The sequence below is a fragment of the Bdellovibrionales bacterium genome, assembly GCA_019750295.1.
Lineage (GTDB): Bacteria > Bdellovibrionota > Bdellovibrionia > Bdellovibrionales > JAGQZY01 > JAIEOS01.
Map to the genome: position 1 here is coordinate 1 of JAIEOS010000075.1, position 21,916 is coordinate 21,916.

Genomic DNA, 21,916 nt, shown 5'->3' on the forward strand with positions numbered 1-21,916 from the left:
TGGCGATCAAGATCTCACGGCCGAGTCCATGGACCCCAACGTGGATGACGAATCACTTGGCGTACGCTCTAAAGGTCTCGACGATGTCGAGAATGAGCCTTTAGATTTTATGCGCGGAGAGGTCGATGTCAAAACGCAAATGGATCGCATGGCGCGAAAACTTCAAGCCGATGTCACCGGTCGCCGAGAAAACTAGACGAGAAAACAAAACGTTAATTGATTTCGCAAAAGTGACAGAGGGTTTGGACCATTTGACCAGATCCTCCTTTTTCGGAAAACGCCCCGCTCGCCGAACTCGCCCACGCATAAATATCGAGATGCGCCCAAGGCGTCCCATCAACAAAAGCCTCTAAAAATAAGGCGGCCGTTACTGCGCCTCCAAAACCATCGACAGCGTTAATGTAGTCAGCGACCTCAGATTTCAATTTACTTCTTTGACCAGGATCGAGCGGCATTCTCCAACAGTTGTCTCCCGAGGCCTGAGCCTTCATCAGGATCTGCCCTGCAATCTTATCGTTATTGGCGAAGAGTCCGGGTAGACCATCACCCAGCCCCACCTTGATGGCCCCGGTGAGAGTGGCCACATCAATAATCCAATCCGGCTTTGTTTCACTCGCCACCGTAAGCGTGTCGGCGAGAACTAATCGTCCTTCCGCATCTGTATTGTGAATCTCTACGGTCTTTCCGTTACGGGCCACGTAGATATCTCCAGGGCGGAACGATGTCGAGCTCACCGAGTTTTCAGCGAGGGGCAAATAGAAATCGGCGTTGATTTTTTGCTTGGTGGCCATCATCCAGTAAGCCACTCCTATAACAGACGCAGATCCGCCCATGTCTTTCTTCATGTCACGCATGCCCGAGGACGGTTTAATGTCGAGCCCACCGGAATCAAAAGTAATTCCTTTTCCCACGAAAGCCACCACAGATTTCTTCGACGAATTTCCACGGTAACTCATCTTCACCAACATCGGAGGAACATTAGATCCATTGCCCACGGCCAGATGCAAATTCATGTTTTCTTTTTTGAGGCGATCCTTATTCCAAATGTCCACCTTCATCGAACTGCCGCGAAAAAGCTCTTGCACGGTCTGAGTGTACGTCGCGGGATTAAGAATATTTCCCGGAAGATTGACTAAGTGGCGGGCGATGTTGACGGATTTACCTAACGTCAATGCACCATCAAAAATCTTCTTTGCGGTTTTTAATTTTGGAGCATCGATCGTTAAAGATTTATTTTTTTGCGAAAGTTTGGGCCAACATTCTCTAAATCGATAGCGAGCAATTTCCATTCCCACAATCAAGCCTTTAAATTCCATCTCGTCGCTACCGATGTAAGTCAGTTCGATATTCTCAATGGACTGAGCTTCACGGAAAACCCCACCCATGGTATCTCTAGCCATGGCGTAAGCGCTTATATCAAACTGCCCAGAGTGAGTGAGATGCTTTACCTGCTGGGCCGAAATCACCCACACCATACCGGTGGATGTTGCATATTTATCGATGAGAGGTTGGGCGGGTGAGGTTGATCTCTGCACAAGGGGTGGAGTCACTTTTTTTGCGTCGTACTTTTCTTTGCAGCCAAAATAGAAAATCTCTGCCGTCGCTGATGGCGTTGCTTTGGAAGAGGACTTTACTGAACTCGCCGCAACCCCCCACTTCGTTTGATCGAGAAACGACTTTAGTGGCCCTTGCAACAACTCATTTGACATAAACCTTACCTCATATAGACTTGTGATATGCGCAAAATTTGCGGACTTATTTCATTACTCTTGCTCAGTCTTGTATCGTCGGCAAGTGTTTACGCAGCCTCCGGCAAATCCAAATCTGACAGTCACTACTACTTTGGATTCGGACCTGGTTATTTTAGCAACATGAACACAAGAAGCCTGTCGGCCGATGTTGCCACTGGCGTGTTCTGGAGCTTAGATCCCGTTTTTGATCTCGCCGCCACCGTTAATTTTGGATTCTCTATGGAGCACAATGATGTGCGGTTTGTGTCCCCTCAGTTAAAGGGACGCTACATGTTTAGCGAACTTCCTTTCACCTGGTATGCCGGAGGCGGAATGGGCTTTGGCTACGGAGCCGCTCATGATGGAGATTCGGCAAAGGGCTTTTCGTTAAGCCTAGCCATCGGGTATCGCGCCTACCGACAAGCACGCATGCAGCTCAGTTTTGAATTTGAGCACCAAATGATCCTTAAGGAATCCGCCAGCGGAACTCCCCTTTTGACCTCGTTTAAGGTCGGCGTCCACTTCTAGGCCGAAGATAGATCCTTTAAATGCATTCTAAAGCCGCAGAGATACGCAGATCAGGTATAATTTTTAGGGTCACCTCGAACTCGTGGTAAGCCGTCGATCTTGTTGCTAAATTGGTCCCTTCATGGGTCAAATGAGGGTGTATATTTTAATTTTGGCGATGCTTATGGCGTCGACTTCGCAGGCGGGGCTTCTAGAGCGGATGGGTTGGCGCTCGCGAAGTTGTGTAGATATTTTTAAAGCTCAACCACGCTCCACCGCCGTTGTGGCCCCAAAAACAATTCCAGAAAATTCGACCACCTCTATGAATCGCCGTGGTTTTCTTCGCGGTCTCGGTTGCACCGCCGCGATCGCCACTACGCTGGGTCCATCGGCCTTAAATCTAAATAGCGCCCCTTTGGTGACTAAATCCACGGAACAAATTGCAACTATTTTTTCTCGACGGGTTAAACTTCTTCACTCCAATGTTTTTGCCGGCCCCGGGCGAATTCTCGAAAGTATTTTCCCGGGATTTGATAAAGCCGACGTACAAACTCAGGCCGAGATCATTAACGAGTTTGCCACGGCGTGGATTCGTCACGAGGCGGCCGGTGTTTCTGGAGGATCCGCAGCCCACTCCTTAGTGCAAACTCTCGGTGGTTCGCCTCTCACAAGAAATATGTCGGGCCTGATGCGAACATCTCTTCAAAACCTCACCCCCTTGCAACAAACAGTTGTGCAGCAGCACCACGTCGCAAGAGCTTCTCTGCCGCTGGACGAATCGAACTCGAGGCTCGTTCAGACCATTCGTAAACGAGGCCAAGATATGCTGGATCGCTTTCTCGAAAAATTTAAAAAGCCGGTGGAAACTGTAACGGACGAACTGACCGACAAGATCACCACGCCATTAGAAGACGTCGCTCGCACTCCTGTCGTCGAGGAGCAAGATCCCGCCACTCTTCCCCCGCGACCGCTCACTCCCCAGGAAGTCGCCATCAACGAAGCTTTAAGGGAAAAAAGCATTATCGACACCGAGGAAGCCGTTAGAATCGTATGCAGTCTGTGTCCCGAGGACGAACGCTAGATCGAACTTTCGCTCAGACTAATCACTCTTTTTTACTTTTGATTTTTTCGCATTTCCCACAATTTAAAATAGCGGGTCATCCAGCCGAGGGCATCGAACAAGGACGCAAAGAAGCCCGGGATTCCATCTCGAAAACCACCTTTAAGAAAATAACGGCGGAAAAATCGATTGGCCGGCTTTAAGATAAAATACTTAATGTTATTCTTCCAGTTCACTTGAACATCGGCATTTAACAAATACTTCGCCTCAAAGGTGCAGTAAAAGTCAAATTTTCGAATGAACATGGAGATATCATCATATGGATAATGCTCCATGGCCGCATCGAGAGAGCCGATAGGGCCGTTCACGTGGAGACGCTCATGCACATGGCGATTATGAAATATTCCGTAACCCTTTTTAAAAATTCGAATTTGATGATCCGGGTATTGCCCCCCGTGCTTGAGCCAACAGCCAAAAAAGTAATTTCGACGAGGCAATTTAAAACCTCGCACCTCGGGATCCGCCGCGATTTTTTTGCGAAGCTCATCGACGATCTCCTGAGGGAATCTCTCGTCGGGATCGACGTAGAAAATCCAATCTCCAGTGACTTTTTCAAAGGCGATGGTGCGATTGATATTCGCATTCATGTTGTTGGGCTCGGAATGAACTTGGCAGCCGATGGACTTCGCAAACTCGAGTGAGCCATCCTTACTTTCGGCATCGAGATAAAAAACCTCGTCGGCAATTTGCTGGAGTTGGGGCAGAAGCTCTTTCAGGTGGGTGATTTCATTATGGCCAATACAAACAAATGACAACTTCATGGACCAACCTTATACGAATAGAACTACACAGTAGGACTTTTTCCCTTTTCTTAGGACAACAATAGACTGATAGAGCAACGTCTCTGGCTTAATCACCATGTCCTCTTTTTCGACACGGACGCTGTTCACGTACACACCGCCCCCTTGAACATCCTTGCGGGCGTTGCCCTTAGACGTTGCCAGTTTAGACTCCACCAAAAGATCGACGATATTGATGTGACCAATCTGCGCCTTAGGTACTTTGACGGAAGGAGCTTCGCTAAATACTTCAAGCAGCATACTCTTGTCTAATTCTCTCAGCTCGCCTGAGAACAACGCTTGCGTCGCTTTTTCCACTTTCGCCAGCTCGTCCTCACCGTGAACAAGAAGTGTTAATTCCCGAGCGAGTTCTGTTTGGGCCAATCGCTTTTCCGGCGTTTCTCGTGTGGCTTTGTCCAGCGCCGCGATCTCCTCTAAAGACTTAAAGCTAAAGTAATTGATGAACTTCATCACATCAGAGTCCTGAATGCGAACGAAGAACTGATAAAATTGGTAAGGTGACGTCTTACGAGCATCAAGCCAGATATTGCCTGTTTCTGTTTTACCAAATTTAGTGCCATCGGATTTCGTGACCAGAGGCATCGTTAATCCTACGGCTTCTTCCTTTGAAGCTTGATTATTCGCAACACGCATTCTTCGAATAAACTCAACTCCGGCAGTGATATTACCCCACTGGTCCGAGCCCCCCAACTGCAACTGGCAGTTGTAGTTTTTATTGAGCACGTAGAAGTCATAGGACTGAAGGAGCATGTAAGCAAATTCCGTAAAAGAAATCCCCTGCTCGCGATCTTCGATGCGGGACTTGATAGACTCTTTGGCCAACATGTAATTGACCGTAAAGTGCTTACCCACATCTCGAAGGAAATCGATAAAACTAAACTTCTCCATCCATGTGGAGTTATTGACCATCATCGCGCCCTGGGGGCCCTTAAGATCAATGAACTTTTCGATCACCTGACGGATTCCAAAAATATTTTTTTCGATGGTGTCACGATTGAGAAGCACGCGCTCCGCACTTTTAAAACTTGGATCTCCGATCATGCCTGTCGCTCCCCCAAGGAGAACGATGGGTTTATGACCCGCCATTTGAAAACGGCGCATCGTGATTAAAGGCATCAACGAGCCTATGTGGAGAGAGTCTGCAGAAGGATCAAAACCACAATAGAATGTTCGCGAGGTATTGAGCCATGACGACATGTTTTCAAGAGTTTCTTGATAAATCAGTCCGCGCTGTTTGAGTTCTTCGTGGAGCGAATGCTGCAAGAGCTAGCCCTTATGCCTGAAGGTAATGAGACCATGCGTAGGATCGTAGGGAGAGACTCCGACGGTGACTCTATCACCGACGATCACGCGAATTTTGAAACGTTTCATTTTACCGCAAAGACGTGCATTCACTTCCACACCGTTATCGAGCATCACTCTGTAGTTTCCGCCACCAGTAACGTCGGAAATCTTGCCATCCAGCTGTATTAAATCATCTTTTGCCATGGAGAGAATGTAGCTGATCGGCATTGATAACGCAATACTTCTCTTAGCTCAGTATGAAGGCATAAAAAAAGGGAAACCGAAGTTTCCCTTTCTTAAGAACTTGTAAAAAATCCTCGGATTAGAACGCGTGGATCTTTTGTGCTGCAGTGTTCAAGTTCAAGATACCGCCAGATACGGTTTTGCCCTTGAGAGCTTCCATTGGAGTTACAGTTTCCAACATGATCTCTTTAAGAATCAAAGCCGCAACTGCTGGATCTTTATAGTACCCGTCGTTGAAAGCTTGTGAAGCCGCGCTGTGGAGGTACGCTACTGCGCCCGCAACATGCGGAGTCGCCATAGATGTGCCCGTCAAGCTAGAGAAACCATTCTTAGGAGTGGTCGAGAAGATGTTCGTTCCAGGAGCCGCAAGATCAATCGTGGTTGCACCGTAACCTGCACCGCTGTTCTTTTTGCCATCTTTTTGCGTGTTCGTGACTGAGATCAAAAATTCGCTATCACAGCCTGTAGGAACATCTCCGGATTTATCAACATCAAGATTGATGTTCGCCGTCGCAGCTGCAGAGAGAATGCCGACTTTACCCATCTCGTTGTAAATATCGTTCCAAGCGGAATATTGAGAGCTTGAGCAATCGCCGTAGTCGACACCAAAGCTAGAGTTGGTGGAAACAACATTGGCTCCGGCCATTCCCGCCGTCTCTAGCCACAATTTCTTTTGCTTAAGAACATAACCGTAAGACTTGAGAACCGTTTTAGTGTCTCCAGAAGCGCCATCGACAGTCATGATTTTAACATTCCAGTTGATTCCAACACCGTGTACGGAGTTGTTTCCCTTCATGCCGATCGTTCCTGCAACATGAGTTCCGTGCATATCAGGAGAAATCTCACCGTTGTTAGCGAAGATATCCCAACCGTGAATATCATCCACGTAACCGTTGTTATCATCATCGATTTTGTTTCCAGGAATTTCGCCTTTGTTGACCCACATATTTTCGCGAAGGTCTTCGTGCTTAATATCTACGCCACCATCAACAACGGCGACAACGATATCATTTTGACGGAAATCAAGACCACCCACTCCGTAGTTCACCCATGCTGTCGTCGCATCGATACCAAAGTTGTTAGCATCTTTGATGAGGTCCCACTGTTGGCTGAACTTTTTGTCATTCGGAGTCGCCTTAGAAGGGTCTGCCGTACGACGAACCACTTTGTGGTTTTCTTGCGCGTAAATCACACCAGACATGTTGCGAACGCTGGCCGCCGCAGCACGAGTGCCCGAACGAGCCGCAGTGTCTGAAAGCGTTAATGCATAGATCCCGAGCTCAGGAATAACCGGCTCAAGTTCTGTGCTTCCTTGAAAGTTAAATCCAGCGACACGTGTCGGTTGTAATTTAACGATGATTTGTTTTGATTCTGCCCCCGCAGAGAATCCCAATAAAGAAACGATAGCGAAACCGAAAAGATTTCTCAATTTCATACTCCCCCCTTCCAGTGGTATGTAAGTAATGCCTTCCTAGGCGTGTAAATTATTTAGACATAGGTCTAGGGAGTAAGACAAGAATTATTTGATGACTTCCCAAAGCGTTTCGTTCGCCGCGTCACGCACTTCAATCCCCATGGCCGTCAATTCGGCTCGGATTTGATCCGAGAGTTGAAAGTTTTTATCCTTGCGCGCCTGGGTGCGTCTTTCGACTAACTCCTCGATTTTCTTCACATCGAGATTTTTTTGGCGAATCAACATTTTGTCGATCTGTTTTAAAAAGTCCGTGGGATTTTCTTGAAAGAGAGCCATGGTTTTTCCATAACTTTTCACAAATTCTAAAAACAAAGTGGATACCGTTTTGAGCTCGGCGGTGATTTTTGCTCCCACTTTAAACTTACTATTATAAAGACGAACGATTTCAAAAACCTCCGCAAAGGCTTTTGAAGTATTGAAGTCATCATTGAGTGATTCTTTAATACGCAACTGAGCCTCGTCGATGGCTTTTTTAAATTCAGGAACTCCAGGGAGGTTCAATTGAGGTTCCACTTTATAGGTCTCTGCAGTTCTTAGGGCGGTATAAACGCGAGTCAGTCCCGAAATCGCATTGGAGATCGTCTGTTCTGAAAACTCGGCCTCCGAGCGATAATGCACGCTCATCACCAAATATTTAAAAATTTCGCCATTGTACTCTTCGAGAAAACTGCGCATGGTGCGGATATTCCCCAAAGACTTCGACATTTTTGCACCACTAAAGGTGAACATATTATTATGAAGCCAATACTGAGCATATTGTTTTCCGCTCGCCCCTTCGCCCTGGGCGATTTCGTTTTCGTGATGCGGAAAAATCAAATCCATTCCTCCGCCGTGAATATCAATCTGCTCCCCTAAAATATCTTTGATCATGCAGGAGCATTCGATGTGCCAGCCCGGGCGCCCTTCGCCCCACGGGGACGGCCAGCTCTGCTCACCGGGCTTCGCGGGCTTCCAAAGAGTAAAATCCATTGGGTTCTTCTTTTTGGGATCCACCTCCACTCGCGCGCCGCTCAACATATCATCGACGTTGCGATTACTCAGCTTTCCATACTCCGAAAAACTGGAGATGGAATAAAACACTTCGCCGTCGACGACGTAGGCTTTGTGGTTGTCGATGATTTTCTCAATGAGACGAATGATGCTATCAATATGCTGAGTGACTCGAGGATTATGCTCGTGCGGCTTTAAGTGGAGAGCCGCGAAATCTTTTTTAAATTCTTCGATATACTTTTCCGCAACGGCCGAGGCGGTGGTTTTTTCGGCGACCGCACGATTGATGATTTTATCGTCGACGTCGGTAAAATTATAAACAAAAGTGACCGTGTAGCCTAAAGACTCCAGCCAGTTTCTGACGAAATTATAAAAAACAGCCCCGCGAAAATTTCCGACGTGCAAAAAATCGTAGACCGTCGGCCCACAGCAATACATCTTCACCGTGTTGGGCTCTAAAGTTTTGAAATCCTCTTTGGTTCGAGACAACGTATTGTAAACTTTTAAACTCACCCAACTTCTCCTCAAAATTCTTTTATGGAATCAGAAAATACTAGGTCGCAAACACCGCAAAAACAAGCCCGAAGGTACCCCAGAAGGTACCCCAGAAGGTACCCCAGAAGGTACCCGGTACCATTTGCGGATGCGATGTGTAAAAAACGTTTTATACATCGCATCCGCAAATGGTACCGGGTACCTTCCACCGATGCCTGTATCTTCTCGTTATATTGCAGACCCTCGCTGGAATCAGCTCGACGAACGCTTTCGCGATCCGGTGAGGCCAGTCACTTTCCCTCTAGCGATGGAACGTTTTCGCAATCGACAATGGGATCGTCGGATCGGTCTCGATTCTCTCAATGATGAGGAATGGAAACAGCACTTCTGGGAGTTTAGGCCCCTCCCGCAAAATCTGCCTCAACCTTTAGCACTCCGGTATCACGGCCATCAGTTTTTGCACTACAATCCCGATTTGGGAGACGGCCGAGGCTTCTTGTTCGCGCAACTCCGCGATGATCAGGGCCGACTTTTAGATCTCGGAACTAAAGGCTCCGGCACGACTCCGTGGTCGAGACGAGGGGATGGTCGCTTGACCCTCAAAGGAGCCGTTCGCGAAGTCTTGGCCACCGAAATGCTAGAGGCGTTGGGAGTGAATACTTCAAAGACCTTGAGCGTGTTCGAAACTGGCGAAGAGCTTCAAAGGAACGATGAACCCTCACCCACGCGATCCGCAGTCCTGGTGCGCTTAAGCCACGGGCATGTCCGAATCGGAACTTTTCAAAGACACGCTTATTTAAGAGACACAGAGGCTTTGAAAACTTTAGTCCACTTTTCCTGCGACAACTATTACCCCAAGATCGATCGCGAACAGAATCTTCAAGCTCTTCTTGAAGAATTCTTCGATCGTGTTTGTCATTCGGTGGCGCAAATGACAGCACAGTGGATGCTGGGGGGCTTCGTCCACGGTGTTCTCAACACCGACAATATCAATATCTCGGGAGAGAGCTTTGACTACGGCCCCTATCGCTTCCTCCCCTATTACGATGCGAATTTTACCGCCGCGTATTTTGATCACAACGGACTTTACGCCTATGGGGAACAGCCCAAAATTATGCTTTGGAATTTGCAGCAACTTCAGGCGTGCTTGCAATTGATTGCGCCGACGGGAACCGATTTTAAAAATGGACTTCAAACGTTTCAGAGCGTATTCTCACAAGAAGTGATTGGGCTTTTTCTCAAGAAACTCAATCTAAGACCCCTCGAAGATACGGAGAAAAATACAGATCTGTTCTCTGCGACCATCGAATTTTTAAATGCGACCCGTTGCCCCTATGACTCGTTCTTTTTTGATTGGTTCTGCGGGGCCCTCAGCGAGGATCGAGCCCACAAAAGTGAGCGCGCACCTTTTTACAAAAAACCCGAATTTAAAGTAATCCATGAACTTCTCAGATCTTATAAGTGCTTGAATGAGGAAATTTTAAGTCAGGAGTACTTCCAACAAAAGGACTCCACCTTCCTTTTGATCGACGATATCGAAAACATTTGGACCGCCATCGATCAAAAGGAAGACTGGTCCCTCTTCCAAAACAAAATCACCGCCCTCCGAAAAAGGAGCGGCGGACCTTAGAACCAGGCGCGGACGTAGACTTGGGTGTTCCAGACGTTGAACTCGTCGTCACCGTTGGTGGTGTCGTCGTCTTCGTAAAAAACGTGAACGAAAGTAAAGTCAGGGCTAATGGAGATGTGGGGCGCCACCGCAAAAGAATAGCCGACGCGAAAGCCTGCGGCTGTGTCGGTCTCGGTACTGTCTTCCGCCACGCCGAGCGTAGTTAATCTCACCTGACTGCGAGCGATTCCTAAAAGTCCGCTCACATAGGGCGTGTGAAAATGGGCGGGATGGTAAAGTGCAAACGAAAGTTCGGCCATGATCGGCATCACATTCACTTTAAGTTCGCGAGTCTCATCGAGAGCCTCTTTGGTATTATAGAAGTTGATGTAGGCGCCTAAAGACAATTGATCATTCAGCTGACCGCCGATCGTCACACCATAAGTGAGTTCCGTGTCCACTTCGAACGTGTCGTTATTGACGACGTTTCCAACTCCGAGCTGAATCCCAGCGTAACTGCCATCCTGTTGACCCCAAGCTGTCAAAGAAATCAAAAATAGTCCGACACCTAAAAGCTTTCCCATATTTCCTCCAGAGGTAACAGTTCCCTTTTAGTTGCGCGATACGCAACTAAAAGGGAACTGTTACCTCTCAAAGGTGGCGCAATGAAGCGTCGCCCGTCAAGAGGGAATGGGCGCCTGACTTAATTTTAAGCTTTCGACTTGGCCCGCACCACCTACCAATGTTATCTTTTGAATCCATGACTTCCGAAACTCTCAACGCCTGCACCGTCCAACTGATCAAAGAATATTCCGATATTTGTTGGCGGTATAAAGTGAACCTTCGACGACCTCTCATCGAAATCGTCGAGGTCCGATCTTTCCTGGGGCGATGGAATCCGACCGAAAGAAAAATTGAACTGACGACCCACTTACTTTTAAGTAGCAGCTGGGACGATGTTTGCTCCGTGCTCAAACACGAAATGGCCCATCAGATGGTGAGTGAACTCTATGGCTCGAAGGATGCAACCCATGGAGAGGAGTTTCATCGTGCGGGACAAACATTGGGACTCTCAGAGAAATTCCTAAGAGCTCAAACAGAACTGAGCCCCGAGATCCCGCCAGACCAAGAAGCGTCCCCACTCCCTATCTTACTTCGTATTGAAAAATTACTCTCTTTAGCGCAATCGCAAAATGAGCACGAAGCCTCTCTCGCCATGAGAAAAGCTCAGGACTTAATCGCTCAACACAATTTAAACTCACTCCATGCCGCTCAACGTGACCCGCTCCAATTGAAAATTATAGAAACCCATCGCCAAAAAATCTCAGCTCTTTGCAGTCGCATCTGCGGTTTACTGATGGAGTTTTATTTTGTCGATATTGTGATTGGAGAATCCTTTGATATTTCTAAGAGAAAAAAAACTAAGACCATCGAAATTTTTGGCCGCAGCGAAAACGTCAAAATCGCAGAGTACGTCTACCATTTTCTCGTCCACTGCGTAGACACGTTGTGGGAAAACTACGCTCAAACAACCAAAACCCGCGGGGGTCTTAAAAAGTCCTACACCATGGGACTTATTGTGGGATTTGAAAATAAACTTCGCGAAGCCGAACGCGAACGCACAACGCCCGATCTCAAAGCTCTTATCCCGCTTAAAGGCCTTCTCCATAAGGAGCAAAAAGATCTCAAAAATTTTATAAAAAAACGTCATCCCCGACTGTCCCGTCGCTCGCGCGGACGCCAAATGTATGACGAAAGGACTTTTGCAAGAGGACTCACCGACGGCAAAAAAATTGTGGTCCATAAGGGCATGAGCTCCGCAGTTCAAGGCGGAATTAAACTTTTAAAAAATTGGCTCTAGCGCACTCGAAGGAGCGATAGCTTTGCGGGACTTGCCGCCGTGATGGTGCCCGCCAAGGCATCTTGGGCCGAGGTCAAAGTAATCACGTCTCCCGCGACGACCCCATTTAAGAGAAATGTAAGACTGCACGAGCTTTCGTTGTGTCCATTGGCATTACTGATTTGGTGAGACGAACAAACAGCTCCACTGATCATCGACCCGTTTTTAAGAACTCGAATCGTGACGTTAGGACGAGTGATCGCACCCGTCAAATGATCGTTGTAGGTTAAAAGATAGTTACCACTTTGAGTGATGGTGATCTGATGACTATTGGTCGCCGTGGAGTGCGTGTAATGCGTGGGATCTGTGGCCAGCTGCGTGTTCCATTGGATCGGTGAAGCGGCAAGGTTCCAGTTGGTCGATCCCACGGTTCGAGTGCCTGTGAGCGACAGATAATTCTCTACGCTTTTCAATTTTTCAACAATGATTGAGGCCTGTCGTCCCGTTTCCACTTGAATCGTATTGGTGGAGGCTTCGCGAAGCACTTCCACGGTTAAAATCTGCCCGGCCGTCACTCCCTGAAGCTGCCCGACCCAGTGAGCGGTGGAGGTGAGATGGTTTCCGGCACAATCGATAAACCCTTGAGCGCCTTGCCCCCCACTCACCAACGATCCATTGAGCCTAACATTCACTTTGACGTTATGTCGCGTTGTACAGGCGCCAATTACTTCCATAGGAATATTCACATACACCAGATAATTACCCGCAGTGAGGACGATATTGTGAGGCTCCGCGGGCTCCCAGGTGAAAGCGCTCGTGATTTTATTTCGCGACCAAACCATCGGGTAAGCTGTGACCTGATTCAAATTTGGAGAATTCGTCGTGGCCGTCGCCGTGGCATAGAAGAAATCTCGGGACGGATAAATAAATTCTACGTACGCCTGAATTCCCTCGGAGACCACCGCTCCCGTTCCAGACGCTACGCGCTCCACATAAACCTGAATTTCATCATTGATCGAAAGATTCTGCAGATAAGCGACAAGATGATTGGAAGAGTCCGAAAATCCCGACGCATTAATCAAATAAGAACTGTGCGCGAGAGCGTCCGTTTTTTCGACTCCGTTTACGAGCACTCGTGCTTTAATGGAGCATCGAGCGGCGCATCCACTCTGAATCGTCAGAGGCATAGTTAAATACATCAAATAATCCCCGGAGCGGTTCACTGTGAGAACGTCGGGCTCGGTCAAGGTCGAATGCGAAAAGAACTCGTTGTTAAAGATCGAAGACGACCACCGAATATTGGCCGAGGCCGTCGAATAGAAATCATTGGAGGCTGTGGTTTGCGTCCCCGTGAGGAGCGCTGTGGGCGAACGCAACCTCCACGCTGAAGACGTAGCAACTGTCGATGTTCGAGCAGCCGTATCTTTAGCACGCACGGAGGTGTAATAAGGAATACCGTAGGTCAATGCGACACCGGAGGTGGCCTGGAATGATGTCGCACTCACAGGAGACCAGTTGAGTGTGTTCGTTCCTCCCGCCGTTGTTCCAATGGCAAGATCGTAACCCGCAAGCTGGCAGTTGTCTGTGGATGCGGTCCAAGTGGCGGTCCCTGATTTGGAATCGGTGGAATCACTTGCCACCACTAATCCCGTCGGTGCCGTGGGATTGGTAGCATCCACGCGAAACGGGTTTTGCGCAATATGAGTATCTAAAACAGAGTTGTTAGCCCCTCGCGCTCTCACCATCACGTAGTAATCTGTGCATTCCGCCAAAGTTAAACCGGTGAACTGATGGGACGTCGTCACTCCAATATCGGTCCAGGCGACGGTGCTCGGATTAAGTTCACTAGCTGTTGAGGAAACGGCGGCCTCTAACGAAGTAAAAATGGGAAAGCCCAATTGCCAAGTGAAGACCGGAGTCTCCGCAAGACTTGTGCTGAGAGCAGGAACCGCCAGATTTGTGATCGACTGGTAGTTTTGATCCGTGCCATCATCAACCGAATTCGTCTCCGTTTTTTTACAAGACAATACTGTGGTTAAAAAAGGCAATAAAATAAGAAATTTAACCACAGGATTCATACTGATCTTATCGGCATTTGTTAATAAAAAATAATGTTTGGTCTCACAATGAGACAGTGACTTTTAGGGGAGGCCCCCGCATACTCCCGCTGTGGAAAAAACCAAAAAATTTTTATTCTATCTTGCATGGGCGACCCTGCTATGGTCGGGAATCTTTCCTAAAGACTACCTCACATGGTTTTTAGAAGCCGTCCCGGCGTTGATTGGTTTGCCGATTCTGTATTATGTGGACTCTCGACATCGAGTCAGCTCGGCGCTATATATTCTCGTCTGTCTCCACGCGATCATTCTTTGCGTCGGAGCCAAATACACCTATGCCGAAGTTCCCGCGGGATTTTGGATGAGCGAAGCGATGGGATGGTCCCGAAATCATTACGATCGATTGGGACACTTCTTTCAAGGTTTCCAACCGGCAATTTTCTGCCGGGAGTTGTTGATTCGAAATTATGTGATTCAGCGCCGCGGCGGGTGGACCTTTTTAATCTGCGTCATGGCCAGTCTCTCGTTTAGCGCCTTTTACGAACTCATCGAATTCGGTGCCGCTCTTCTCAGCAGCGAAGCCGCCGAAGCTTTTCTAGGAACTCAAGGTGACGTTTGGGACACACAATGGGATATGCTTTTTGCTCTGATTGGCTCTTTGTGCAGTTTATTTTTCTTAAGTGACGTTCATGATAAGCAGATCAATACCTTGCAATGGAGGTAGTTCGTGAGCACAGCCAAAACCCGATTTCATTTTTCGGAAATTCTCGGAAATTCGCAAAAGCTCGACGGCGGAGCCATGTTTGGGAATGCTCCCCGTGCGGTTTGGCAAAAATGGATTTCGTCCGATGATATCGGCCGCATTCCCCTCGCCTGTCGCGCTCTCCTCATAGAATTTGATGATAAAAAAATACTCTTCGAAACCGGGATCGGAGCGTTCTTCGATCCCAAACTGGCGGATCGATTTGGTGTAGAAACTCCAAAAATTCATCAACTTCGTGAGAACCTCAAAAAAATCGCTCTTGAGCCCGAAGATATTACCCACGTTATTCTCACGCACCTCCATTTTGATCATGCCGGCGGGTTACTGCCAACCTACGAAGAGATCCAAAATGGCAATCACGGGATCATTTTTAAAAACGCGGAGATCCTCGTCGGCAAAGAGGCTTGGGAACGCGCCCTCCATCCTCACTCCCGCGATCGCGCGTCCTTCATTGCCGATTTGCCAGAAAAACTGAAAGCCACCGGAAAGCTGCGTATCCTCGATGGGCACGAACAACTCTTTGACGGACGACTCCGCTTTTTTATTTCTAACGGTCATACTCCCGGTCAAATGCTGAGTATTTTTCGCGGAGAGAATACGTCTATTGTTTTTTGTGGGGACTTAGTGCCAGGTCGACACTGGGTTCATTTACCGATCACTATGGGCTACGATAGATTTCCCGAACTTCTCATCGAAGAAAAAGAAACGCTATATAAGATGTCTCAGGACTGGCTGTTCTTTTTTACTCACGATGATCAAGTGGCCGCAAGTTACATCGAGCTCACTGATAAAAAGAAATTTGAGCCCGTGAGTCACGTCGCTCATCCCCGCCGGGACGTTTTTTAACTCCGCTCTGCAGGGTAAAAAAAAAGCTGCTAGTGGTTAGCTAGCAGCTTGGGGGGTTATTCCCTCTCCCCAACTAGTCTTCCTCAAGCTAGTTAGGACAGAAGTACTCAATACTATAATTTCCTTGTAATAATGGAGTGGTGAAGATGATCTGCTGACCATCCACTGTAAAGCTTGGAACCGCGGTCCCTGGCTTTACCGGAACGATGCGAATGTCTGCGACACCATCGTTGTTGGTGTCTTGCGGAGTGCACGACAGATCATACGTTTTTTGTAAGTTTGCAATCTCTTGACCGATCACCGTTAATTGATTGCCGTAGTCAGGGGCACAAATGTCTCCTAAAATTCCCGAAGTCAGCCCAGAGAGTTCGGCATAAGCCGTTCCGTATCCATGAACCGTAGGATCAATATCTTTACATTTCGTATCGCCCGGTCGAACAATGATCGAGTGGAACTGGAATAGTTTTTCCACTCCCCACGTTTTGTTCACAAATTTCACAAGCTCACTCCCTTTATTGAGATAACTTAAATTGGCCGGAGTTTGAGAAATATCCTCGTTCTCGTCGGTCACAACGATGGCCGCAAGAGCCGCATCTTTTCTAAAGAAAGCTTTGTTCACAGAATCTTTGTAAGTTGCATTATTTTGTACAGGGTTCACCGCACGCTCCAGTGAACGATAAAGGTTACGAATCCCTTGCTCGATATGGTGACCTTCTATACCCGTCTGTACAGTGGCGCTAAAAAGTTTTCGCGCTTCTTCTTTGCTCAATTGAGAAGTTAAGGAGTAATTGGAGTTTCCAAACTTAAGAAAGCGTCCATCCCCTTTGATGCCATTGATCGTATCCGTCGTGATAATACCAATCTTCCAATCTAAACCATCCACTCGATCGATAAAGTTGGAAATTTTTTGCGCCATACTTAATTGCTCTTCGCGCATCGATTTTGAGTTATCGATAATAAACACCACATCCACCGGGCCCTGCTTTGCCACCACCTGGATTGGAGTCGTTGCCGGTTTAAATCCTTGGAGGAGAGTCCACTCCACATCATCCTGAACTTGCTGATTCTGCGCATCGGTCACGATGATTTCTAAAGTATGATCCCCTAGAGTCGGATTATTGATCACAAGTGTGTCACCGTCGATCGAACACGGCACTGGCTTACCATCGACGTTACACACGATGCTGACGACCGGTGCAGATCCAGGAATAATGTCGTACACCACCGTGACTGGCTCGTTCACGAGCTGATTGCCCGGCACTTGCACCCAGACGATCGTGGGCGGAGTTTTAACAGGTCCCGGTTGTTCGATGTTTCCGCTGTTTTCCAATCCCGACGTTTTCATTTCACTAAACGTCGCTTTGGCGCATCCCACTGCGAATGGTGCGGCCGCAACCAGCATCAACAAGTTCTTAAAAAGAACCTTCATAAAAATCTCCCCCGTGTGCAATGACACAAATCTTTCTTACAAGGAAAATTTCGGCGCTTTGAATTAGATCTTGATCTGGGATGGCAAAACTCTAGTCGGGCTATAATATAAGGGGATCTCCCCTTCTGAAACTGGACTTAGGAAAGATATCCTGTTGAAACTTTCTACAAATTTACCCGAACCGAGTTTATAACGCACCCCATACTGATTTGATGTTCCTACTTTTCCACAAGGTCTTTTAATGAGATAAACTAAGACTTACGTCAGGGGTGGTATGGCCGAGTGGCTAGGCAGCGGACTGCAAATCCGTGTACATCGGTTCAAATCCGGTTACCACCTCCAATTTTCGCACAGCGAATAGCCCAGAAGTTAGTTAAGTACTGAAAATCAGAAACAAAGAATTTCAATGGCTTACAAGTTCGGATCTTCTTAAACGTAATCACAAATAACACCAAATAACCCGTGTGACCGGAATTTTACCGGAATCAAACCGGAATCGATAGTTTAGTAAAGTTCTAAATTCATTAGATAAATTCGTAGCCTTAGAAATAGCTTTTTTGTCGTTAAACCGGCGCGTCTTTAGAACCTTAAATAATCATTATAGAAAGAAAGAGGAGGTCTTTATGATCCAAATTCCCGATGGCTTAATTAAGTACGCAGTTGCAGTAACGATAGGTGTCGCCGCCGTAGGCCAGCTCCCTCGCTTTACTCATTTCGTCCAAATTCAGACCATCAAGCTATTGAAGAATTCCCAGAGTTCAAACTGGGGTAAAGTTTGGATACCTGAAGAATCTACTGTAAAAACACGAAAGCCAGGCTCTGAAAAATAGCAAATGCCCGTACATAAGTTAACAGCTATTGTGCTGACGGAGCTGTAGGATTTTATCGGACCATTCAGAGTGAGCCTTATGATACTTCCAACTAAAGCAAAAAGATTACACTGGCCAATTATAGACCCCGCTAATGCTGAAGAAGAGAAAAAGCCTGAACAATTCAGAACCGCTAAGAAAATAATTCGAGAAAAACTTTTAGAGTTTGGCGACAAAGCAGGATTAGATGAATGAAGCTCAAAGGCGACTAAGAATACTCTCCATTTGCTCTACCTCTTTTTTTTGACCCTCAATAATATTCGCGCATAATGTTTTAATTTCTATGTCGTTAATCTTTGCCTCTTCGCACATTAGTATAGCACCAGAGTGATGTGGGATCATTGATCGCAGAAATTGCTTATCTCCGACTAAATTTTGTCCGCGAATGAAAAAATAAAACAGCACCAAAATAGCAAGAGATGCCGCATACACAATCAAATTCTTTTTCTTGTCAGGGTACATTTCTTTCATCATTAATGGCATCAAGACTACCATAGGTGCGACCATCATCACGGCCATATAAAAGGTGTTCAGATTATTATAGATGTGTGAAAATTTATCGACCATCACGAACATAATAATGTACATAAAGGGCAGATGAGCTAGCGCCATTATTGCCAAATGCTTATAATGAGACGAAGGATGATTAGAATGACGTTGGTTGTGTTTTTCCATGTGTTGCTCCTAACAAAGATGTATTTCAACTAGCAAAGAAAAGCTTGGCTGAGCTCTCCTGAAAGCCCAGCCGATAAAACCTAGTGATGCGCGTGTCCACCTTCTGCTTTGGGAGCTTCACTGAACGCCGCAAGATCATAACTAACCTCAACGTCTACGTTGTCCCTTTTTGCTTTGAGGAAAAGCTTACCCTCTTTTGGCCGTGCCTCTTTTGATTTACAGTGAAAGTGAGAGCCGCCCATTACTGAACAGTTCAACTTTAGATCTTTTTTCGCAGACTTGATTGTGGCCTCAATTGCCGAGTTTTTTACTGTTGGATTCTCAACATTACCGTCTAACAAAAATATATGAAAAGAACCGTCTTTATCAGCGTTAACCTCAGTATGTACATTCTTTGCCATCTCTATTTTGCCACCATGTGGACCTGGCTTATCTTCACCATGAGCAAAGGCTTTAGCACTTAAAAGAACTGCTACCAGAATAATAATTAGTTTCATCTTTACTCCTATTTTACTACCACAGAAAGTGGGATAGTTTTAAGTTCGTTGTTGTCATTAAATTGAACCCAGAGACGATATTCACCCGCAGCCGGAAACGTAGCGTGCAGCATACCAGAGTTCGCATCGTCGCCTTCCATCGGATGAACATGGATAAGTTCACTTCCATTTAGCGCAGTAGCAATGACATGCGCAAAAGCTCCAAGATATGGCGAAAGGCTCGGCGTTGTGCCATCAGTGCGAGTTACGGTAAAATCAATCATTACCATCTTACCAGCTTTGATTTTTGTATTAGCTAACTCCACTTGAGTTACTCCGTCCACTCCTACTCGCACATCACCCAAAGATGTCACCGCAATTTCTGGCTCACCATTTTCAACCAATAAAGGTCGATAGGTTGAGAATTCTTTTCCACTTGTTGTTTCACCTTGAGCCCAAACCATGTAGCTTCCATTCACTGGGAGACTCAACTCTACATTCCAGCTTGAACCATCGAACTCTGGATGAACATGATTAAATTCATTTAGTGAAGCATCGTAAACCACGAGATGTAGAATTTTAGTATGGGTTTCGATAAGATTTTTATCCGTCAACTGAGCTAGAGTTTTATCATCTTGAAGTTGAAACGAATATTTAATTTTTTCTGATGCGGAAACTTGCTTCTGACTTGAGTCGATCTTAATTGCAGCAAAAGCATTGAACGAATACATTGAAAATAACAATACACTTAATAATAGTTGTTTCACAGATACCCCCCTTTATTGGTTAATTTGAAACCTAGTTGCCATTCTATAGTTAGGTCAAGACACTCAGTAACTGAACCATAGCGCCAATTTTGTATGACCGCCAATAATACGAAGAAAGTCCGGCATTTGTGACAAATCTAATCTATTTTTAATAAAAATAATTTTTTATGCTAATTTCCCTAGTCAATTCAGTTATTTACAAATAAATATATTAGTGCTGTCACAAATAGCACTTTTATTTCGTAATACATAGCGAGGAACAAACAACGTGTTAAATCAAAAAACGGATGAGGAACTTATGCTGGCATACCAGTTGGGCGAAGAACCCGCCTTTAGTGAGCTATACAATCGCCACGCACAAAAAATATTAGCTTTTTTGCGCTTAAAGCTTAGAGAAGAAAGTGCCGCTCACGATGTTTTTCAATCTACTTTTTTAAAGCTCCACAGAAGCAAACAGCTTTATAATCCTTCTCTCCCATTTTCCCCTTGGATCTTTACAATTTGTAGAAATGAACTTGTTGATTTCGTGCGGAAGCAAAAACACGCATTTGAGGAACTCAAGGAAGAAACTGTAGATGTTACTGCTCGCGTAGTCCATGCCGAAATAGACCTTGCCGTTTTGACACAAGAACAACAAACAGCAATACGCATGCGATATAGCTCTGACTCTTCTTTTGAAGAAATTGCAAGCGTACTTAATACGTCACCTGTGAATGCCAGAAAAATTATTAGCCGCTCACTTAAATACTTAAGAGGTTATTATGACAAAAAATAACAAGACCGATTGGGAAAAGGATTTTTCCGAATTTTTACTGACTGAGCCAGTTGAAGTGCCTGAGAGGCTGACTAATTCCATTTTAGAAAAAATTCATCGGGAACTAAATCCTTCGGCATGGAAGGTTTTCTCTAAAGTTTCTTTGATCCATTTTGCTGTTGGGTTTGTGACTTTACTTTTCTGCCCTCAGTTTGGAATTTCTATTACATCCCAGCTTGGAGTAATGCCTTACCTTATGCAGTTTGGCCATGAAGTCTGTATGCTAGGGTGTGGAGCCATTTTTGTTGGATTTAGCTTATTTACAGCAAGTTTCAGCTTGAAAGCTGAAGAGATCAGAGTCTTAAAAAATAATGCGTTTTTACAGATGCTTCTTTTAACGACCCTTTCTATTGGTTTTTTTATTGCTATAGGTGGAGAGATTGTAATTACTTTGGGCCTCATTTGGATGGCCGGAGCTATAATTGGCGGGATATTTTCTTTAGATCTCGGCTGGACGTTAAGACGATATTTAGCATCAAAGGCAATTGCGTGAAATCGATTGTCGTTTCTTTATCATTACTGCTTTCGACCTTAACTGCACAAGCGCATCCTGTTTCTTTTAAAGACGCGACTGCTGTAATGACTTGGAATCAATCATTTATGACTGATACATGGATCACCTACAGCTTTCGCAGTGACATGGCCGTGGCCGCACGAACCATGCGACTTGAAATGCCGGATGGCCGGATGAATTACTACGCTCCACAGTTCGACTATTTAGTAAAAAGGTGGAATGAAACCGACTCGCAAGCGAACATTTATGTTTATGGCTCATATGGCGTTGCACACTTTCTTAATGAAACAGATAGCGCAGGACAAGTAGGAATCGAACTTGATGCGGAATCAAGGAAACACTATATCGCGCTTAAATATGAGAAGATGTGGACGCCAATCGGACCAGATATGGATCGCATTGAAGCGCGTATAGGGATTGCCCCATACGAAGCGGAGTTCAGCGAAGTTGCTAGCTGGTTTATGATTCAATACCAGCGGCATCCATATTTAATTAAAAAAGAAGTGGTTACTCCCTTAATGCGGCTATTTTATAAGAGCGTTCTTTTTGAGGGCGGTGTGAGTACTGATGGCGACTGGATGTTAAATTTTATGTTTCATTTTTAAAGGAGATCA

General features: G+C 46.1%; 24 protein-coding genes and 1 tRNA gene. 13 read left to right on the forward strand and 12 right to left on the reverse strand.

The annotated features are described in order from the left end of the window. On the forward strand, positions 1-196 hold a 196-nt coding region (locus K2Q26_12090; GenBank protein ID MBY0316257.1), incomplete at its 5' end, for a hypothetical protein. Positions 197-212: 16 nt separating this feature from the next. On the opposite strand, the gene K2Q26_12095 is transcribed toward K2Q26_12090, so the two are convergent. Continuing rightward, the gene (locus K2Q26_12095; protein ID MBY0316258.1) at positions 213-1,709 is read right to left on the reverse strand and encodes a leucyl aminopeptidase family protein; all 1,497 of its coding nucleotides are present in this window, start codon (positions 1,707-1,709) and stop codon (positions 213-215) included. Positions 1,710-1,736: 27 nt separating this feature from the next. Between K2Q26_12095 and K2Q26_12100 the strand changes: the two genes are divergently transcribed. Further along, positions 1,737-2,258 (forward strand): hypothetical protein, encoded by a 522-nt coding sequence (locus K2Q26_12100; protein MBY0316259.1) that lies wholly within the window; start codon positions 1,737-1,739, stop codon positions 2,256-2,258. 136 nt (positions 2,259-2,394) lie between these two features. After that, positions 2,395-3,318, forward strand: coding sequence for a hypothetical protein (locus K2Q26_12105; GenBank protein ID MBY0316260.1), 924 nt, complete (start codon positions 2,395-2,397; stop codon positions 3,316-3,318). 32 nt (positions 3,319-3,350) lie between these two features. Here the strand turns inward: K2Q26_12105 and K2Q26_12110 are convergent, their stop codons facing one another. The 5 genes from K2Q26_12110 to cysS all read right to left on the reverse strand — a co-directional run bounded on the left by K2Q26_12110 (position 3,351) and on the right by cysS (position 8,661). Beyond that, entirely contained in the window at positions 3,351-4,118 is a 768-nt protein-coding gene (locus K2Q26_12110) for a glycosyltransferase family 2 protein (GenBank protein MBY0316261.1), read from the reverse strand. A 9-nt stretch (positions 4,119-4,127) separates the two neighbouring features. Beyond that, positions 4,128-5,420, reverse strand: coding sequence for a tyrosine--tRNA ligase (gene tyrS / locus K2Q26_12115; protein ID MBY0316262.1), 1,293 nt, complete (start codon positions 5,418-5,420; stop codon positions 4,128-4,130). 3 nt (positions 5,421-5,423) lie between these two features. Further along, positions 5,424-5,645, reverse strand: a complete 222-nt coding sequence (gene infA, locus K2Q26_12120) for a translation initiation factor IF-1 (protein ID MBY0316263.1) — start codon at positions 5,643-5,645, stop codon at positions 5,424-5,426. Positions 5,646-5,763: 118 nt separating this feature from the next. Next, complete coding sequence (locus tag K2Q26_12125; GenBank protein ID MBY0316264.1) at positions 5,764-7,119, reverse strand: S8 family serine peptidase; 1,356 nt, start codon at positions 7,117-7,119, stop codon at positions 5,764-5,766. 84 nt (positions 7,120-7,203) lie between these two features. Continuing rightward, positions 7,204-8,661, reverse strand: a complete 1,458-nt coding sequence (gene cysS, locus K2Q26_12130; GenBank protein MBY0316265.1) for a cysteine--tRNA ligase — start codon at positions 8,659-8,661, stop codon at positions 7,204-7,206. A 193-nt stretch (positions 8,662-8,854) separates the two neighbouring features. On the opposite strand from cysS, the gene K2Q26_12135 reads away from it, so the two are divergent. Next, complete coding sequence (locus tag K2Q26_12135) at positions 8,855-10,273, forward strand: YdiU family protein (protein MBY0316266.1); 1,419 nt, start codon at positions 8,855-8,857, stop codon at positions 10,271-10,273. Here the strand turns inward: K2Q26_12135 and K2Q26_12140 are convergent. Beyond that, positions 10,270-10,836, reverse strand: a complete 567-nt coding sequence (locus tag K2Q26_12140) for a porin family protein (protein MBY0316267.1) — start codon at positions 10,834-10,836, stop codon at positions 10,270-10,272. The two genes, K2Q26_12135 and K2Q26_12140, sit on opposite strands and share 4 nt — an antisense overlap. 176 nt (positions 10,837-11,012) lie before the next feature. Between K2Q26_12140 and K2Q26_12145 the strand changes: the two genes are divergently transcribed. Continuing rightward, entirely contained in the window at positions 11,013-12,113 is a 1,101-nt protein-coding gene (locus K2Q26_12145; GenBank protein ID MBY0316268.1) for a SprT-like domain-containing protein, read from the forward strand. Here K2Q26_12145 and K2Q26_12150 read toward each other — a convergent pair. Then, a complete protein-coding gene (locus K2Q26_12150) occupies positions 12,110-14,170 on the reverse strand; it encodes a hypothetical protein (GenBank protein ID MBY0316269.1) in 2,061 nt (686 codons plus the stop codon). The two genes, K2Q26_12145 and K2Q26_12150, sit on opposite strands and share 4 nt — an antisense overlap. A gap of 91 nt (positions 14,171-14,261) precedes the next feature. Here K2Q26_12150 and K2Q26_12155 point away from each other — a divergent pair, with 91 nt between their 5' ends. Together K2Q26_12155 and K2Q26_12160 are read left to right on the forward strand one after the other, a co-directional pair. Beyond that, positions 14,262-14,873, forward strand: coding sequence for a DUF2238 domain-containing protein (locus tag K2Q26_12155; GenBank protein ID MBY0316270.1), 612 nt, complete (start codon positions 14,262-14,264; stop codon positions 14,871-14,873). A 3-nt stretch (positions 14,874-14,876) separates the two neighbouring features. Further along, positions 14,877-15,758: an MBL fold metallo-hydrolase gene (locus K2Q26_12160; protein ID MBY0316271.1), complete on the forward strand. Its 882-nt coding sequence runs from the start codon at positions 14,877-14,879 to the stop codon at positions 15,756-15,758. 88 nt (positions 15,759-15,846) lie between these two features. On the opposite strand, the gene K2Q26_12165 is transcribed toward K2Q26_12160, so the two are convergent. Beyond that, positions 15,847-17,187, reverse strand: a complete 1,341-nt coding sequence (locus tag K2Q26_12165; GenBank protein ID MBY0316272.1) for a VWA domain-containing protein — start codon at positions 17,185-17,187, stop codon at positions 15,847-15,849. Between the two features lie 268 nt (positions 17,188-17,455). On the opposite strand from K2Q26_12165, the gene K2Q26_12170 reads away from it, so the two are divergent. The 3 genes from K2Q26_12170 to K2Q26_12180 all read left to right on the forward strand — a co-directional run bounded on the left by K2Q26_12170 (position 17,456) and on the right by K2Q26_12180 (position 18,251). Beyond that, positions 17,456-17,529: transfer RNA gene (locus K2Q26_12170), tRNA-Cys, on the forward strand. A gap of 281 nt (positions 17,530-17,810) precedes the next feature. Continuing rightward, on the forward strand, positions 17,811-18,017 hold the full coding sequence (locus K2Q26_12175; protein MBY0316273.1) for a hypothetical protein: 207 nt from the start codon (positions 17,811-17,813) through the stop codon (positions 18,015-18,017). A gap of 78 nt (positions 18,018-18,095) precedes the next feature. Continuing rightward, positions 18,096-18,251 (forward strand): hypothetical protein, encoded by a 156-nt coding sequence (locus K2Q26_12180; protein ID MBY0316274.1) that lies wholly within the window; start codon positions 18,096-18,098, stop codon positions 18,249-18,251. 3 nt (positions 18,252-18,254) lie between these two features. Here K2Q26_12180 and K2Q26_12185 read toward each other — a convergent pair whose 3' ends face one another. The 3 genes from K2Q26_12185 to K2Q26_12195 form a co-directional block, all read right to left on the reverse strand. Beyond that, a complete protein-coding gene (locus tag K2Q26_12185) occupies positions 18,255-18,731 on the reverse strand; it encodes a DUF305 domain-containing protein (protein ID MBY0316275.1) in 477 nt (158 codons plus the stop codon). An 80-nt stretch (positions 18,732-18,811) separates the two neighbouring features. Then, positions 18,812-19,228: a hypothetical protein gene (locus K2Q26_12190; GenBank protein ID MBY0316276.1), complete on the reverse strand. Its 417-nt coding sequence runs from the start codon at positions 19,226-19,228 to the stop codon at positions 18,812-18,814. 8 nt (positions 19,229-19,236) lie between these two features. Next, a complete protein-coding gene (locus K2Q26_12195) occupies positions 19,237-19,974 on the reverse strand; it encodes a hypothetical protein (GenBank protein MBY0316277.1) in 738 nt (245 codons plus the stop codon). 268 nt (positions 19,975-20,242) lie between these two features. Here K2Q26_12195 and K2Q26_12200 point away from each other — a divergent pair, with 268 nt between their 5' ends. Genes K2Q26_12200 through K2Q26_12210 form a run of 3 tightly spaced genes read left to right on the forward strand, consistent with a single transcriptional unit; the run spans position 20,243 to position 21,907 of the window. After that, a complete protein-coding gene (locus tag K2Q26_12200) occupies positions 20,243-20,749 on the forward strand; it encodes a sigma-70 family RNA polymerase sigma factor (GenBank protein ID MBY0316278.1) in 507 nt (168 codons plus the stop codon). Continuing rightward, positions 20,736-21,281 carry a hypothetical protein gene (locus K2Q26_12205; protein ID MBY0316279.1) on the forward strand — a complete coding sequence of 182 codons (546 nt, stop codon included), beginning with the start codon at positions 20,736-20,738 and terminating at the stop codon, positions 21,279-21,281. Before K2Q26_12200 ends, K2Q26_12205 begins: the two co-directional genes overlap by 14 nt. Beyond that, on the forward strand, positions 21,278-21,907 hold the full coding sequence (locus K2Q26_12210; protein MBY0316280.1) for a hypothetical protein: 630 nt from the start codon (positions 21,278-21,280) through the stop codon (positions 21,905-21,907). Before K2Q26_12205 ends, K2Q26_12210 begins: the two co-directional genes overlap by 4 nt. The last annotated feature ends 9 nt before the right edge of the window (positions 21,908-21,916 follow it).

Bases quoted from the DNA above. Each gene is read 5' to 3' on its own strand.
- K2Q26_12180 (MBY0316274.1), top strand. From the start codon at position 18,096: ATGATACTTCCAACTAAAGCAAAAAGATTACACTGGCCAATTATAGAC.
- K2Q26_12185 (MBY0316275.1), bottom strand. From the start codon at position 18,731: ATGGAAAAACACAACCAACGTCATTCTAATCATCCTTCGTCTCATTAT.
- K2Q26_12145 (MBY0316268.1), top strand. From the start codon at position 11,013: ATGACTTCCGAAACTCTCAACGCCTGCACCGTCCAACTGATCAAAGAA.
- K2Q26_12135 (MBY0316266.1), top strand. From the start codon at position 8,855: ATGCCTGTATCTTCTCGTTATATTGCAGACCCTCGCTGGAATCAGCTC.
- K2Q26_12150 (MBY0316269.1), bottom strand. From the start codon at position 14,170: ATGAATCCTGTGGTTAAATTTCTTATTTTATTGCCTTTTTTAACCACA.
- K2Q26_12175 (MBY0316273.1), top strand. From the start codon at position 17,811: ATGATCCAAATTCCCGATGGCTTAATTAAGTACGCAGTTGCAGTAACG.
- K2Q26_12140 (MBY0316267.1), bottom strand. From the start codon at position 10,836: ATGGGAAAGCTTTTAGGTGTCGGACTATTTTTGATTTCTTTGACAGCT.
- K2Q26_12165 (MBY0316272.1), bottom strand. From the start codon at position 17,187: ATGAAGGTTCTTTTTAAGAACTTGTTGATGCTGGTTGCGGCCGCACCA.
- infA (MBY0316263.1), bottom strand. From the start codon at position 5,645: ATGGCAAAAGATGATTTAATACAGCTGGATGGCAAGATTTCCGACGTT.
- K2Q26_12100 (MBY0316259.1), top strand. From the start codon at position 1,737: ATGCGCAAAATTTGCGGACTTATTTCATTACTCTTGCTCAGTCTTGTA.
- K2Q26_12190 (MBY0316276.1), bottom strand. From the start codon at position 19,228: ATGAAACTAATTATTATTCTGGTAGCAGTTCTTTTAAGTGCTAAAGCC.
- K2Q26_12095 (MBY0316258.1), bottom strand. From the start codon at position 1,709: ATGTCAAATGAGTTGTTGCAAGGGCCACTAAAGTCGTTTCTCGATCAA.
- K2Q26_12110 (MBY0316261.1), bottom strand. From the start codon at position 4,118: ATGAAGTTGTCATTTGTTTGTATTGGCCATAATGAAATCACCCACCTG.
- K2Q26_12205 (MBY0316279.1), top strand. From the start codon at position 20,736: ATGACAAAAAATAACAAGACCGATTGGGAAAAGGATTTTTCCGAATTT.
- K2Q26_12125 (MBY0316264.1), bottom strand. From the start codon at position 7,119: ATGAAATTGAGAAATCTTTTCGGTTTCGCTATCGTTTCTTTATTGGGA.